The 14,414-nt window shown below is 60.3% G+C and carries 12 protein-coding genes and 2 pseudogenes; 4 read left to right on the top strand and 10 right to left on the bottom strand.

Translation table 11 applies throughout. From position 1 onward, the window contains the following. Window positions 1–32 precede the first annotated feature (32 nt). A complete protein-coding gene (locus P3T23_RS12280) occupies window positions 33–629 on the bottom strand; it encodes a DJ-1/PfpI family protein (RefSeq protein ID WP_429316429.1) in 597 nt (198 codons plus the stop codon). Window positions 630–719: 90 nt separating this feature from the next. Between P3T23_RS12280 and P3T23_RS12275 the strand changes: the two genes are divergently transcribed. The 4 genes and pseudogenes from P3T23_RS12275 to P3T23_RS12260 form a co-directional block, all read left to right on the top strand. Beyond that, window positions 720–2,051 (top strand): PLP-dependent aminotransferase family protein, encoded by a 1,332-nt coding sequence (locus P3T23_RS12275; protein ID WP_429316428.1) that lies wholly within the window; start codon window positions 720–722, stop codon window positions 2,049–2,051. 294 nt (window positions 2,052–2,345) lie between these two features. Beyond that, on the top strand, window positions 2,346–3,329 hold the full coding sequence (locus P3T23_RS12270; RefSeq protein ID WP_429316427.1) for an NADPH:quinone reductase: 984 nt from the start codon (window positions 2,346–2,348) through the stop codon (window positions 3,327–3,329). Between the two features lie 155 nt (window positions 3,330–3,484). Then, entirely contained in the window at window positions 3,485–3,718 is a 234-nt protein-coding gene (locus P3T23_RS12265) for a pyridoxal-phosphate dependent enzyme (RefSeq protein ID WP_429316426.1), read from the top strand. Then, window positions 3,709–3,801 (top strand): annotated as a pseudogene (locus tag P3T23_RS12260) (2-oxopent-4-enoate hydratase); the annotation flags it as partial. The gene P3T23_RS12265 and the pseudogene P3T23_RS12260, both read left to right, overlap by 10 nt. A gap of 94 nt (window positions 3,802–3,895) precedes the next feature. Here P3T23_RS12260 and P3T23_RS12255 read toward each other — a convergent pair. From P3T23_RS12255 to P3T23_RS12215, 9 genes and pseudogenes are all read right to left on the bottom strand, one after another. Further along, window positions 3,896–5,302: a C45 family autoproteolytic acyltransferase/hydolase gene (locus tag P3T23_RS12255; protein WP_429316425.1), complete on the bottom strand. Its 1,407-nt coding sequence runs from the start codon at window positions 5,300–5,302 to the stop codon at window positions 3,896–3,898. A 375-nt stretch (window positions 5,303–5,677) separates the two neighbouring features. After that, window positions 5,678–6,955, bottom strand: a complete 1,278-nt coding sequence (opgC, locus tag P3T23_RS12250) for an OpgC domain-containing protein (protein WP_429316424.1) — start codon at window positions 6,953–6,955, stop codon at window positions 5,678–5,680. A 337-nt stretch (window positions 6,956–7,292) separates the two neighbouring features. Next, window positions 7,293–8,849, bottom strand: a complete 1,557-nt coding sequence (locus P3T23_RS12245; RefSeq protein WP_429316423.1) for a DHA2 family efflux MFS transporter permease subunit — start codon at window positions 8,847–8,849, stop codon at window positions 7,293–7,295. Window positions 8,850–8,936: 87 nt separating this feature from the next. Continuing rightward, a complete protein-coding gene (locus P3T23_RS12240; RefSeq protein ID WP_429316422.1) occupies window positions 8,937–10,097 on the bottom strand; it encodes an HlyD family efflux transporter periplasmic adaptor subunit in 1,161 nt (386 codons plus the stop codon). Window positions 10,098–10,162: 65 nt separating this feature from the next. Next, window positions 10,163–11,674: an efflux transporter outer membrane subunit gene (locus P3T23_RS12235; RefSeq protein WP_429316421.1), complete on the bottom strand. Its 1,512-nt coding sequence runs from the start codon at window positions 11,672–11,674 to the stop codon at window positions 10,163–10,165. A gap of 127 nt (window positions 11,675–11,801) precedes the next feature. Then, a complete protein-coding gene (locus tag P3T23_RS12230) occupies window positions 11,802–12,080 on the bottom strand; it encodes a MarR family winged helix-turn-helix transcriptional regulator (RefSeq protein WP_429316669.1) in 279 nt (92 codons plus the stop codon). A gap of 6 nt (window positions 12,081–12,086) precedes the next feature. Then, window positions 12,087–12,179 (bottom strand): annotated as a pseudogene (locus P3T23_RS12225) (MarR family winged helix-turn-helix transcriptional regulator); the annotation flags it as partial. A gap of 269 nt (window positions 12,180–12,448) precedes the next feature. Further along, window positions 12,449–13,357 carry a LysR family transcriptional regulator gene (locus P3T23_RS12220; protein ID WP_429316420.1) on the bottom strand — a complete coding sequence of 303 codons (909 nt, stop codon included), beginning with the start codon at window positions 13,355–13,357 and terminating at the stop codon, window positions 12,449–12,451. Window positions 13,358–13,419: 62 nt separating this feature from the next. Continuing rightward, window positions 13,420–14,343 carry a LysR substrate-binding domain-containing protein gene (locus P3T23_RS12215; RefSeq protein WP_429316419.1) on the bottom strand — a complete coding sequence of 308 codons (924 nt, stop codon included), beginning with the start codon at window positions 14,341–14,343 and terminating at the stop codon, window positions 13,420–13,422. Window positions 14,344–14,414 lie beyond the last annotated feature (71 nt).

Genomic DNA, 14,414 nt, shown 5'->3' with positions numbered 1-14,414 from the left:
GGAGATCGAATTGCGTCGAAACTCAGTGCGCATTAGAGGAACGGCGCAATGTTCGCCATCGCGCGCGTCACGTAGGCCTCCTTCTCCCCCACTGGCGCCACATAGTGAATCGCGCTACGTGCAGCCTCGACGCCTTCCAGACGTGCGATGAACCAGGCCGCCAGATACTGCGACGACAGGCACCCGCCGGCGGTCGCGACGTTTCCCCTGGCCACGAACGGCTGATTGAGCACAGCCAAACCTGCCTCCTCGACCCACGGCCTGGTGGTCAGGTCCGTGCAGGCCGGTACGTCGTCCAGCAGGCCCAGCCTGGCAAGTATGAGCGTTCCCGAGCACTGCGCGCCCAGCAACTGGCGCGTCGGGTCGAGCCTCAGTTGCGACATCAACGCTGGATCGGCGACGACGTCCCGGGTCCGTATCCCACTACCCACCAACACAGCGTCCGCGCCGCAAGCGTCCTTTAGCGACGCTTGCGCCTCCATCACCAGACCGTTCATCGAACGCACCTTGTCCGCCGGACTGGCGATCGAAACTCGCCAGCCGGGCTGCTTGACCCGGTTGAGGATGCCGAGCGCGAGCAGCGAGTCGAGTTCGTTGAAACCTTCGAAGGTCAGGATGGCGATATGCATGGCGTCCTCGTGCGGGTGGAGAGGTTGTGTTGAGCCATGGTAGAGCCGATAATCAATACAATCAAATAATTGTCATGGATACATTGAGGCATGCCTCAGCCCCGCTACAAACAAGTGGTCGACAGCCTCGCGGCCGACATCCGTGCAGGCCGCCTGCGTCCCGGGACGCGACTGCCAACGCACCGCGATCTCGCCGCTCGCGAAGGACTGGCGCTGGTCACGGCCACGCGCGTCTACGCGGAGCTGCAAGCGATGGGTCTGGTGAGCGGAGAAACGGGTCGCGGCACGTTCGTCAAGGAGGCGCTCCCTCGCGGTCAAGGCATTGATCTGCATGCCTGGAGCGCTGACACGGTGGACCTGAGCTTCAACTATCCCTCGTTGCCGGATCAGGCAGACCTTCTCCGGGCAGCACTTCGCCAGCTCGCAGCCGCAGGCGACCTGGAAGCCCTGCTTCGATACCAGCCCCACGGCGGGCGCGAGCACGAGCGGGCGACCGTGGCGCGCCACCTGACCAGCCGGGGACTGGCGGCATCGGCTGAAACCGTATTGCTCGTGAGCGGTGCGCAGCACGGGCTGGCGACGACCGCCATGGCCTTGCTCGAGCCCGGCGACGTGGTGGCCGTGGATGCCCTGACGTACCCGGGATTCAAGCTCGCCGCCGAGGCCAACCGGCTGGAACTCGCCCCAATTCCCGCCGCTGGGCACGGCCCGGATCTGGACGCATTGGCGGCGCTGTGCAGGCGACGGCGAGTACGCGCCGTGTACGCGATGCCGACGCTCCATAACCCGCTCGGCTGGGTGATGAGCGCAAGGCGACGTCGGGAGCTGGTCGCCATCGCCCGGCATCATGGACTGATGCTCATCGAGGACGCGGCCTACGCGTTCCTGGCGGAAGGCGCCCCACCTCCTTTGGCATCGCTTGCTCCAGAGACGACGGTCTATGTGTCGAGCTTGTCGAAGAGTGTCGCGACCGGGCTGCGCGTCGGCTTCGTCTGTGCCCCGCGCGAATGGATTCCCAGGCTCGAACGGGCCATCCGGGCAACGACCTGGAACACCCCGGCGACCATGACGGCTATCGCCTGCGGCTGGATCGAGGACGGCACCGTGGCCAGGCTTGAAGCCGACAAACGGCGGGATGCCACGCTGCGCCAGGGCCTCGCCACTGAAGTCCTGGGCGGGTTGAAACGGATCAGCCATCCCGCGTCGTACTTCGTCTGGCTTCCTCTGCCACAGGAGGTTCGGGCAGACGCGATCGCGATGGCGTTGATGCACGAGCACATTTCCGTGTCGACGGCCCATCCGTTCGCGACGTCAGCGCATGTGCCTCATGCCATCCGGCTGGCACTCGGCTCCGTCAGCCTGTCCACGCTCAAGCGGTCCCTGGAAACGGTGGCCCGTGTTGTTGCCGATCAGACCTACTGACCCACGGATGCGGCGGCGCAATCCGACAGACAGGATTCGCTGGACAAATCTTTTCCGGAGGCTGCCTGGCGGGATGCGAATCACACCGCAGGTCGAAGCTGACGCCGCGTTTTTTTCTGGTGGGGCCCGATAGGCGCCTGGCCCAGCGGCGGCTGGTGGTTTGTATGGTCAATTTCTTACAAGCGCGTTCAGAAGCGAAGGATCAAAGTATTGGTAGCGTTGCACTGAGAAGCTCGGATGGGACACGTCCGTTTGCGAGCGCTCTTCACGAAACCAGCTCGGAGATTGAAAGATATGAAGGCCGCGCACTATTCATCAAAAGGCCCCGCTCGAGACGTTCTCGTCGTTGGCGAGCAGCCTGATCCGGCCCCTCAAGTGGGCGAAGTCCTGGTGCGCATCGCACACTCCGGCGTGAATCCTTCAGACGTCAAGTCGCGGTCGGGCGTCACAAGCTCCGCAATGGAGTTTCCGCGCGTTATTCCTCATAGCGATGGCGCTGGCGTCGTCGAGGCAGTTGGGGAAGGCGTTTCGAAACAGTGGATCGGACAGCGAGTCTGGACGATCAACGGTCAGTGGCAGCGGCCGTTCGGTACAGCAGCCGAACTGATCGCCTTGCCCGAAAGCCAGGTTGCGCCGCTCCCTGACAGTGTGTCGACTGAGACGGGCGCCTCACTTGGGATTCCGCTTTTGACGGCCTGGTACGCGGTGCATGCTTGCGGAGGACTTCTCGGCAAGACAGTCCTTGTCTACGGTGCCACCGGCGCGGTAGGCGGCTACGTGACGCAATTGGCGACGCTCTCGGGTGCAAGAGTCATTGGCGTGGCGGGCAGCCGGGAGAGGTGCCAACTCGCTTCCCGCCTTGGTGCCGAGTGGGTCATCAATCGCAACGAGCAGGATGTGGCTGCTTCGGTACGTGAAATCACAGTCGGCAAAGGTGTGGACGCCATCATTGAAGTCGACGCAGCAGCACATGCCGGCAAATATGGAGAACTGCTGAAGTTCGGCGGCGACGTGATGATCTATGGTTCGGGGGCTGGATTGATCGAGGTCCCCTTCAGATCGATGATCGTTACTTTCGCGAATCTGCGATTCTTTATCGTCTACAACTTGCCCATCGCGGTGAGGAAGGCAGCCATCGATGTGCTCACCCCTCTGTTGGAACGGGGGGTGCTGCAACATCCTCAGGTAGAAACTTTTCCTCTGTCGGAAATCGCGAAGGCCCACGAGCGCGTCGAGTCTGGTGCGAACGCAAAGATCATCGTCGACACGCGCAGATAGCGCATCATTGCGCTCGCCCATGGCGGGTGCGGAGCCCGAAACTACGTGCTTTCTATAACAGGCACAAATATTGTGGATGGTTTGGAGAACGCAGAGCGACAACGGATCAGTATTGCGCAAAGGCGACCAACGCCTTTCACAGATGAACTCCTGCTATGACACTGCATATCGAAACACCGCTAATCAAGTCCCGAACTCTCTCACTTAAAACGGGCAGAACAGTTCTCCTGAAGCTTGAAGGGTTGCAACCGAGTGGCTCATTCAAGCTGCGAGGCGTTGGCTTCGCCTGCGAAGAACATAAGCGTCGGGGCGCGCGGCGCTTCGTCACAGCGTCAGGAGGTAACTTTCGATTCTTGGGGATGGTGACGCGATTCCGGCCGCCTCCCTGATCCAGCCCAAGGCTGAGGGAGAAATTGACTTCGTGCTCAAGCACGATCTGCAGGGACCCGGCGTGACCGCCGCGGATGTCCTCTTCGACCGATAGTCTCGATAGCGATCCATACAGCGTTGCGGCACCGCTACAGTGCTAGCCCGCAACCATCGTGAAAGATGATGAAAGCATAGGATCACCCGTTGAAGACGGTCCACGGCTGGCTTGGCCTGCTCTTCAAATATCCCTGTTGCCAGTTCCATTGGGGATGGATCCGCAGAAACGCTTGCGCATCGAAAGGTGCTCCATCGGCTCGGCCAAATATTCCGCTCAGAGACATATCCCGCGCCATCGCGGACGTGGTTACCTTGCCATCTACGGATCCCCCGGGAAAGTATGGAACATTCCATACCGCATTCGGGTCGCTTGCATATTCCATCGGGTCCGTATCGTAGTGCGCGCAGATGGTGCGGGATGACGGGTTGATCCGCATTAAATAGACATCGAAGGTGTCGCCCAGCATCGCCTGGCCATTTGCCAGGTTGATCGCACTGTCATACTGACTCAGCAATTGAGGCCAGCGCGTGCGGCGCGCACCGGTTTGCTGGCGTACATCGCTGTAGCCCGTGTCGGTACACTCGAGATTGCGAATGCGCGGATCGTCGGGAACATTGTCGCCAAAGTACCAGCCGTCTTTTTTCTTCGCGATGCTCTGATACTTCAGGCCCTGCTCATATTTTGCAATCTCTTTCGTTTCGATATCGCCAACAAGCCACATGTTGGCGTATCCCCCATTGTTGCCCGCATCCAGCAGCGAAATCCACTCGTCGATGCTCGCCGCTCGCTGGCATGCTTTGCGTGCACGAATGTACTCCGGGATCTTCTGGGTGTCGTAACCCGCAAACCCGACGATCGTGGTCTCGGCGACGACGAGGCCAGCCCCCGTCACCCAGAAGTCGGTCATGCTTGCTATCCAGCCTGGGGAGGTCTGCATGACCATCCGGTATCCGTCGTCTGGTTCGATATCGAGGATCAGGTTCATGAACTGACCATTCCAGAACTCCGTGAAGCTCTGATGACCCAACACGATACCGCCATCGACCGTCGACGATCCTGTGGCAATGAAAGCACTGCAGTGGCTCTTTGCTAACGTACCGGCACTGACGGGTGTGGATGCGAAACTTTGTGCAACGGTGGGCCACCAGTAACCGGTCATCTCCTCGTAGGCGTTCCAGCCCAGGATTTCGTCGAGGGTTGTCGGGACGCCTGCTTTGGACAGGCCAGCGGCAATGCCGCGCATTTCTTCAAGAAGATCAGGAGCGACGCGCTCGATGATGGGCCGATGATATTTCGCAGCCTCGTCGGTGAAGAACGAATACTCCATCCCCAACGTCTGGAATGTGAGCGCTTTGTAAACCCTAAGCGCCTCCGCATACTCTGCAGCGATCAGATACCCGTGTTGAAAGCCACGCTGGAAGGGCGCGCCCCGAATCTTGAGATGAACCCATCCATTGATGTCGGTGCGGCTAGAGTTTGTTATCCAGGCCCGCTCCTGCTCGCTCAATGCTTCGGGTTTGATTTCACCGGCTTCCGGGGCGGTCATCTGAGACTCCATTTATGGTGGATCTGCTCGACTATCTGCCACCGTCAAGGCGCGGTGTTCCAGGCAATGTTGGGAAACCAGGTTTCCATCGTCAGAACATAGGCGAAAAAAGAGGTTTATTCAAACGCCGAGGCTAGCTCGACAGCTGCTGTTGCGTAGCCTTCTCGACTGATCGCCGAAGGTCGAAGGATCAACTGCATCGCATGGCCGCACCTGAAGGCTCGTTGACTGTATGCGCTATTGAGCGGAGGCCAGCGTCCGCTTTCGCGATTTGTGAACGAGTCGACCCTGATTGGACCCTCCAGGACTTGAAAGATCGAGGTAGGCGCCGCCGTAAGGAGCTTCGCCGCGCGCTCCTCCTTTGGCGCCATCCGGTCACGATCGCCAACGACGATTGATACGGGTACCGCTGCCACCGCGACCAGAGTCGGGGTCGAAACCAACGACGGCGGCAATCACGCTTCGGGATCCATGTTGTCCATTTCTGTGTTGCCGCCGCGGTATCGGTCGATTCGCTTTGAGCGTGGCGCTAACGATGGCGACGGAGAGGACCGCTGCGATCGTGAGCAAGTCGGCCAATAGCGCCGCAGCAACCGCCTGCGTGCGTGTATGAAAGGCAGGCGCGGCGACCTGCAGCGCGGTGTCGGCAACGATCGAAATGAGCGTTCCCCAGACAAAACAGGTCAGTCCCTGGCGACCGACCGTGACCACTGGCGGTAGCGCCGCGGCCAGCCGGTCGATCCACCCGAGCCGGCTCAGCTGGGCGACCAGCCAGGCGATCGAAACGAAGCTGACGACTCTCAGGGAAGTCAGGTGCTGTTTCAAATAGCCCGGTTCCGGCTGGTTCTCAATCAGCAACTTGTAAGCGGCGAAAGCGAGCGCCACGGCGAGCGCGATCCAGGTCAGCCGTAGTCCGGCCCGCGAAGCCTGGAACTCGGCGGACACCGGATGCAGCCGGCACAGCATGCCAAACATAAACATCAACTGCCACGCGAACGGATCGAATGACCAGCCGATAGGGTCGGCGCTTGGCAGCAGATGCGCAAGCGAGGGTGCGCACAGCCACAACGCCAGGCTCGCCAGCAGGGCGGTGGCCGGCCGCCGGCGAACCACCGGCGCCATCAGCGGCACGCACAGCGCGAACCCGATATACATCGGCAGCACCGCAGACAGATCAGGCTGGCGCCTTAGCGTGGCGATATCGAGCAGCGTCTGGAATGGCCTGACCAAAAACAGCGGCGCATCGGTGTAGGTCAGTACGACGGTGTGGATGTGCAGCGCGAGCATCGCCAGGCCGCAAAGCAGCATCAGAGCGGCCGTCAGGAGATACCCACGATAAATTTCCCAGCTGCGTTTTAGAAAGCGGCGATGCGCCTGCGCTGCGCCACCGGTCGCTGTCAACTCGCAATATGCAGCGGCGCTCGCATAGCCGCCGAGAAAGACGAAGACCTCTGCCGCGTCGCAAAATGCATAGGTATGCAGTGTCAAATGCGAGAGCGCGCTCTGCGAGGCGTGGTCGAGTGCAATCACGATCAGCGCCAGGCCGCGCAGGAAATCAACGCTCGTTGAACGAGCGGAATCTCGCCTCATGATGACCCTCCTGCGAAAAATACGGGTCTGCGCGCAAACGCGAGAGCCGCTGTCGCGTGTCAATCGCGACAGCACAGCAGTAGTCTAGAGGTACGAACTCGACAGGATGCTGACGTGTAGATGACAAACGCGTCAGTTATTTTCGGTACGCCGGCCAGATCGTTCGACCACCTTTGCCAGCGAGCAAGCTTCCTGCGCTACCCGGCGAAGTGCCTTCCCTACCCGAGGGCATCCGGCCCCGGGGCGCCCCTGCGTAAGCAGCGCCATGTGCCGGACTCCATTACAACGCTGCGACTGGAGCTTGCTGCCGCGCGGAATATTCAACCCTCCGAGCACGACACAATTGCGGCACCGCGCCGGGACAACCTGTATCGTTCCCGGTAGGTGGTCCAGCCGACTTTCAGTGTGCACCCGCGGCCGCGTCACTCGAACCGCCAGCCTTGCCAGGTCTCGTGATCCAGATGAGCGGGATAATTACGATCATGATGATCGCTGCGCCATAGAACACGTCATTCAGCCCTAACATGGCGGCCTGCGTCTGCACTGTATGATCGAACAGCGCATACGATGCCTGCTGGCCCAGGCCAAGCACCGAGTGGTAGGTGTTCATCTGCGCGTTGAACATCGGGTTGGTCGGACTCGACTGCTGCGTCAGGATTTCATGGTGCATGATCGTCCGGTTGTTCCACACGACGCCCGCCAGCGACGTGCCGATGCCGCCGAAGAACATGCGTCCGAAGGTGGACAGGCCGGCAGCGGCTGGCACCTTTTCGGGCGGTTGCCCCGACAGGATGATTACGGTCAGCGGTGCGAAGAACAGCGCCATCGGCATACCCTGCAGCAGGGTCGGCAGGATAATGTACCCTTCGCTGAGATCTGTGTAGAAATACGAGCGCATGTAGTAGACGATCGCGAATCCGATGAACGCACACGTGCCGATGATGCGCGCATCGGAACGAGGCAGGATCTTACCCATGATCGGTGCGCCGATCACCGCGAAAATGCCCAGCGGCGCCGTCGCGAGCCCCGCATCGACGGCCCGGTAGCCCAGGTACTCCTGCATCCATTGCGGCAGCAACACCAGCGTTCCGAAAAAGATGCCATACGCGACAGCAATCGAAACCGTGCCTCCCAGAAAGTTGCGCTGCTTGAAGAGGGTAAGGTCGACGATAGGGTTTTTCTCCGTTAGCTCCCAGATAATGAAGAGCGCGAGGCCCACTGCGGCAACGATAGTCAGAACGATGATCGTGTTCGACGAGAACCAGTCGAGATCCTTGCCCTTGTCGAGCATCACCTGAAGCGACGCGACCCAGACGATCAGCAGCAGCAGCCCGACAACGTCGATTGGCAGCTTTTTAGCCGGTGTATCGCGCTTGCGATAGAGAATCCAGACCATCGCGGCAGCGAATAGCCCGACCGGGATGTTGATATAGAAGATCCATGACCAGCTGTAGCTGTCCGTCACCCAACCGCCGAGCGCCGGCCCCACAATCGGCCCGGTCACCACAATCATTGAGAATAGCGATAGTGCCAGCGAGGATTTCGCCTTTGGCCACGAACTGAGCAGCAGTGCCTGGGACATCGGAATCAGCGGTCCTGCCACAGCGCCCTGCAGCACACGTGCAAGAAGCAGGATCGGCAGTGTGGGCGCAATGCCGCACAACCACGACGCAAATACGAACAGCAGGATCGAGCCGACGAACAGGCGAACCTGACCCAGTCGCTGGGTCAACCAGCCGGTCAACGGGATCGCGATCGCATTTGCAGCGGCAAATACAGTGATTACCCACGTGCCCTCATCAACCGATACGCCCAGGTTTCCCGAGATGGTCGGAATAGCGACGTTGGCGATCGATGAGTCAAGCACTGTCATGAAGCCCGCGAGGCCCACGCTTAGCGAGCCCAAGGCAAGTGTCGTCCCCGTAAGCGGGGGATGATTCGGATGATTGGTGGTCATGGTGAAGATCCGGCGATTGTGTATCTGGCGAACGGGGCACGGCGGGGGCACGGCGGCTTTCACATGCCCCTGACCAGTGGGGGACGATCATTCGTTTTCGGCAATGATGTGTGCGATAGCAGCATCCGCGTCGTCGCCATACTTTGCGAATACGTCGGTCTTGTAGGTCGACGGAGTGTCTGTCCCGAGCTGCGCGCCGTTGGGGTCCTTGACGTCGACATCCACGTTCATTGAAAGACCCACACGCAGCGGATGCTTTTCCAGTTCCGCGGGTGGAATCTCGATGCGCACCGGCAGCCGCTGCACCACCTTGATCCAGTTACCGGTCGCGTTTTGCGCCGGCAACAGCGCCAGTGCCGATCCGGTGCCCGGCGTAAAGCCCACCACCTTGCCGTGATAGACGACGGAGGTACCATAGACGTCGGCTGTCAGCTCAACAGGTTGTCCAACCCGGATGTGACGAAGCTGCCACTCCTTGAAGTTCGCATCGACCCAAACCTGTTCGAGTGGCACCACGGACATCAGCGGCGTGCCGGGAGACACACGCTGCCCGACCTGAACCGTACGCTGCGCGATATACCCGGTCACCGGCGCCGGCAACGTGGTGCGCGCATAAGCCAGGTAGGCGTCGCGAACGTGGGCGGCGCTTGCCAGTACATCCGGATGGTTCTGGACCGACGTGTTGGCCGTCAACGCGCGATTGGCGCCAAGCTGCTGCCGCGCGGCGTCGAGCGCAGCCTGAGCCGACTTGACGGCGTCGCGTGCATGCGAGATTTCTTCGTTCGACACTGCCCCCGTCATGCCGGTGGAAAGCCGGCGCTGCAGATCGTCCTGTGCCTTCGATAGATCCGACTGGCGTTGCGCGATATCCGCACGATATTTGTCATCGTCGACATACAGACCATGTGTCTGGCGCACGGTCTGCCCGAGATTGGCCTCCGCCTGTTGCAGCGCGATCTTTGCATCGGCCGGATCGATCTGGACAACCGGTTCGCCCTTCTTCACGACCTGCGTGTTGTCCGCATTGACTGCGATCACGGTGCCTGTGACCTGAGGCGTGATTTGAACGACGTTGCCGTTGACGTACGCGTCGTCGGTATCCACGTGGTAACGGGCGTCAAGGAAATAGTAGGCGCCATAGGCAGCGCCTGCGATTGCAAGGGAAGCAACAAGCAGTGCAAGCAGCGCTTTGCGTTTTCCGGATTTCTTCGCCGGCTCGTTGACCGACGGTGACTGAGGTGTATTCATCGATAGCTCCAACAAGGTTTGAGGTATGCCGTCCCGCGGCTACGCCTGACGGCCGAATGGGTCATTCAGTGAGTTGTCGTGCCGTTGGACGACGCAGGAATCGGTGTCTCTGCTGTCGCCGCCAGGTCAGCGTGCGAAGCATCGAATCCACCGCCTAGTGCCTTGATCAGCCCGATCTGCATGCTGCGGCGGTCCATCTCGATGTTGACGACGGCCGTTTCGGCCGCGAGCCGGTTATCGTCCGAGTTCAGCACCTGCAGTTGCTGGTTCAAGCCCGCCTTGTATCGAACGATGGCGAGTTGATACGCGTTGGTCTGCGCATCCAGTGCCTGCTGCGCATCGACCAGTTGACGGTCGGCTGAGTGGATCTGCGTGACCTGTGTGGCAACGTCGGATAAGGCGTTGATCAACGTCTGGTTGTACGTTGCGACGTCGTAGTCGAAGTCCGCATAGCGACCCTTCAGTTGGGAGCGCAAAGCACCGGCATCGAAGATAGGAAGATGAATCGCTGGTGCCGCCTGAATCTGACGGCTTGCGGCCGTAAACAGGCGCCCCCAGCCAAACGCGTCAAATCCGGCCGCAGCGGAGAGATTGACGTCCGGAAAAAACTCAGCCTTCGCTTCCTTCACATCGTGGGTGGCTGCATCCACCTGCCAGAAGGCCGCAACGATGTCCGGGCGACGCGAAAGCAGGTCGGCGGGCAGGTTGTCGGGGAGCGCGACACTGGCACCTTCTCCAAGCGACGGATTGGCGATCTTCAGGCCGCGGTCCGGCCCCTCGCCAAGCAGCGCGCCAAGCTGGTAGCGTACGGTTGTGATCTGTCCATCGAGGTCGCTGACGCTGGAGCGGCTCGTTGCGGTTTCGCCATATGCGGTTTGCCGTTCCACGTTGGTGTCGAGTCCCGCGCCAACGCGCCCATCCGTGATTCGCCCGATATCCTCGCGATTCTTCACTTCGCGAACCTCGATATCACGCAACGCGTAGAGCTGCGCAAGATGGTTGTACGCGCTTGCCACCGAGGCGGCCAGGGAGATGCGCACCTCTTCGGCTTCGGCGTCGGCTACCTTTTCCTGCGAGATGGCCTGACGCAGCCGTTCCCGATTCTTGCCCCACAGGTCGAGGTCCCACGAAGCACTGGCGAGCACGTTGTTCTCGCTCTGCCACGTGCCGCCGTACGGCGGCGGAACGATGCCATTGCCCGTATAGAGCTGACGCGTCCAGGTATAGCTGCCCGTCACATTCGGATAGAGGGTCGACCTGGCACTGCCGACATACGAAGATGCCTTCTCGATGCGAGCGCGTGCCTGATCGATCGTCGGACTACCTTGTAACGCCTCGTCGATCAGTGTGGGCAACTGTGGATCGCCGAATTGTTTAGCCCAATCCATTGCTGGCCACTGTCCGCCCTCGGCGGGCAAACTCTGCTTTGTCTCGAACTTCGCGGGAGGCGCAATCTCCTTGTCGCTCTTGATGCCGGCGTAGTTGACGCATCCGGCCAGGCCGAGCGCCGCTACCGCCGCGACTATCGAGGCCGTCCATGCGCCCGTTCGCACCTGGGGTCCAGGGTGATTCTTCATGGTTTCGATTTTCCTTTGGCTGATCTGGGGAATAGGTCTTCGCACGGTTAAAAGTGCATATGCACACGATAGTGTTCAGGTGTTCAAGTAGCAATGCACGCAAGTGAATCAGTTTGTTGCTTTGGGGTTACCTTTCGGACAGGTCGGTCGTCATGCGGAAAAGTTCACTACGCAGATGAGCTGCCTGCGGCTGCCCAAAGCTCTGCTCGAAGCTGGCCTGCGCAGCTGCCCAGTGAGCAGCCGCTTCGTCGAGCTTCGCAGACCCTCTCCCGGTGAGTACGACGCGCAGTCGCCGCTTGCTTTGCCCTTCGGCAGGAGCAACCACCAGTCCACGCCGGAGCAAGGGTTTAAGTGCCCGAACGAGGGTCGTTCTGTCCATCACCATCGCCTTGGCCAGTTCAGCCATAGTCAAATTCGGACAACGACCCAACGCCCTGAGAATGCTGAACTGCGTGGGCGTGATGCCGACCTCGGACAAATGACGCTCGTAGAGCTTCGAAATGTGTCGAGAGGCCTGGCGAAGGGCGAAACAGTCGTCACCATGAAGATCATCTGAGTGCATACGCACACATTAATGCAACGGCCATCGGGAAGCGATACGGGCCGGGTTATCAGCTTGTTGTCGTTTCTCGCAACAATTGCGCGAGGAACATCGGGAATTCCGCCTGGAACTTCGGCTTGGCGCGGACGTGGTCCGGCCCCAATCGGCCTCGCCAGCGAAAGTGGCGAGGCCCTTTTTACTTCCGCCGCGTTTCGCAGGTCGTTTTCACCGGACTAGCGTGACGTCTCCAGCGCCGTGAAAAAGGCGGCCGCATAGTCGATAAACGCGCGCACCTTGGCAGGCAGCAGTGTCCGGTTGCTGTAAGCGAGCTGGATTTCGACGCTGTCGTGGACAAGCTGCAAATCGGTGAGCAGGCGGACGAGTTTTCCCGAGGCCAATTCGTTCTCTACAAGCGCTACGGGCACGACACCGATCCCAAAACCTTGCAGCACCATTTCCAGGTTGAACGCGGGGCTGTTCGATGAAACATCGAAACGAAGCGGAACGCTCAGCTCGTTCCCGTCAATCCGGAAGCCGATACTGGGGCGGCGAATGGACGGCGAAATCGGTACAAAAAGATGATTGGCCAGTTCCGATGGATGTCCCGGCGTTGACGACGCCTGCAGATACTGTGGCGTCGCGACGAGGACAACCGGCATTCGTTCGAGCAGACGCACGACCGTCGTTTCACTCGTCAGCATATATGGGACGACGATGCCAAGGTCGTACCCGTCGGCGACCAGGTCGACGGGCCGCTCCGTCAGCGTCACGTCGAGCGTGACCTTCGGATGGGCTCGCTTGAATCCGGCGATCAAGGGAACCAGCCGGCTTACCGTCGTCGTCGTATGGGCGACAAGGCGCAAGACGCCGCCCGCTTCCCGCGTCTGGTTTGCTACGTCCGCTTCGAGTGCATCCAGATCATCCAGGATGCGCACGCAGCCTTCGTAGAATCGTTCCGCGGCTTCGGTGAGTGAGACCTGTCGAGTGGTGCGGTTTAACAGCCGGCATCCGATCCGCTCTTCCAGCCCCGCTATCGCCCGCGACACCGCCGGCCGGGCCAGTCCATGAATATCCGCCGCTCGGGTGAAACTCTTCAATTCGACCACCGACCGGAAAACGCGCAGACTTTCGACATATTCCATGGTGAGATCTCTAGCGTCCGTTGTTGTCGGGTAAAGCGCCGTTCACGAGGAAATGGCTTCTATCATCGATGTGTTGCCCGGCCGGAATCCAGGAGAATGCTTCCGGCAGCCATTTTCTCGACCATCCAGGCTTTCAGCGATTTCACACCTGGTTGAAGTTCGTCCGCATCGGGGTGTACGAGATAGTATCCGTTCGGCAGCGGCAGCGCTTTGCCGAACGGTTCGACAAGCGACCCTTCAGCAAGCTCGGACTCCACGAGGATGGGACTTGTCAGGACCACCCCTTGCGCGCGCACGGCTGCTTCGATTGCCATCAAGGACTGATCGAATTGAATGCCGGCGATCGCTTCGATCTGCGCTTCGCCAAGATTGCTGAAGCGCGTCAACCAGGCCGACCAGTGCGGATGCAATGTGTTGTGGAGCAGCGTCGCCGATCGAAGGTCTTCGGGTCGCTTCAGTTTCCACTTCTTCGCGTAAGCTGGGCTGCAGTAGACGCGCCCCTCATCGGGGCAAAGCAGTTGAACTGAAAGTTGCGGATCGGCGCCGTTGAAATACCGGATCGCGAGATCGACGGCATCGAGTTCGAAATCGACGAGCGTGGTGGACGTCGAAAGGCTCAGCGCGATTCCCGGGTGCGCCTGCAGCAAGTCCGCCATGCGCGGAGCAAACCACTTTGCGGCAAAGCTCGGCGGCATCGAAAGCCGCAGGCCTTTGTTCTGACGTTCCCGCAAGCGGCGGCTTGCATGGATGATCTCCGCGAGCGCCGGCTGGATCCGCGCGAAATACGCGCGGCCTTCGGCAGTCGGCGTCACCTGCCTTATCTGCCGCACAAACAGGGCGACGCCGAGCCACCCTTCGAGCTTCTGGATTTGCTGGCCGACCGCGCCGGGCGTCACGCTCAGCTCTTCGGCAGCTAGAGTAAAACTGCCGAGCCGCATTGCAGCCTCCAGAGCTACCAAGGCCTTCATGGGCGGGATGGGTCTCATGGCGTAGTTTTCCTATTGCATTGGAAAAATTTAATCATTTGTACCGCATCGGCGGCGTAACCACAATGAAG

It is taken from the genome of Paraburkholderia sp. GAS448 (genome assembly GCF_050435685.1).
In the GTDB taxonomy this organism is placed as follows: Bacteria; Pseudomonadota; Gammaproteobacteria; order Burkholderiales; family Burkholderiaceae; genus Paraburkholderia.
Note: the sequence above shows the minus strand (reverse complement) of the source record. Positions and strands in the feature narration are given on the sequence as shown.

What these genes read in the sequence shown, in the direction of transcription:
- P3T23_RS12235 (WP_429316421.1), bottom strand. Translation starts at nt 11,674, where the DNA reads ATGAAGAATCACCCTGGACCCCAGGTGCGAACGGGCGCATGGACGGCC.
- P3T23_RS12270 (WP_429316427.1), top strand. Translation starts at nt 2,346, where the DNA reads ATGAAGGCCGCGCACTATTCATCAAAAGGCCCCGCTCGAGACGTTCTC.
- P3T23_RS12215 (WP_429316419.1), bottom strand. Translation starts at nt 14,343, where the DNA reads ATGAGACCCATCCCGCCCATGAAGGCCTTGGTAGCTCTGGAGGCTGCA.
- P3T23_RS12265 (WP_429316426.1), top strand. Translation starts at nt 3,485, where the DNA reads ATGACACTGCATATCGAAACACCGCTAATCAAGTCCCGAACTCTCTCA.
- P3T23_RS12245 (WP_429316423.1), bottom strand. Translation starts at nt 8,849, where the DNA reads ATGACCACCAATCATCCGAATCATCCCCCGCTTACGGGGACGACACTT.
- P3T23_RS12280 (WP_429316429.1), bottom strand. Translation starts at nt 629, where the DNA reads ATGCATATCGCCATCCTGACCTTCGAAGGTTTCAACGAACTCGACTCG.
- P3T23_RS12255 (WP_429316425.1), bottom strand. Translation starts at nt 5,302, where the DNA reads ATGACCGCCCCGGAAGCCGGTGAAATCAAACCCGAAGCATTGAGCGAG.
- P3T23_RS12220 (WP_429316420.1), bottom strand. Translation starts at nt 13,357, where the DNA reads ATGGAATATGTCGAAAGTCTGCGCGTTTTCCGGTCGGTGGTCGAATTG.
- P3T23_RS12230 (WP_429316669.1), bottom strand. Translation starts at nt 12,080, where the DNA reads ATGGCTGAACTGGCCAAGGCGATGGTGATGGACAGAACGACCCTCGTT.
- P3T23_RS12240 (WP_429316422.1), bottom strand. Translation starts at nt 10,097, where the DNA reads ATGAATACACCTCAGTCACCGTCGGTCAACGAGCCGGCGAAGAAATCC.
- P3T23_RS12275 (WP_429316428.1), top strand. Translation starts at nt 720, where the DNA reads ATGCCTCAGCCCCGCTACAAACAAGTGGTCGACAGCCTCGCGGCCGAC.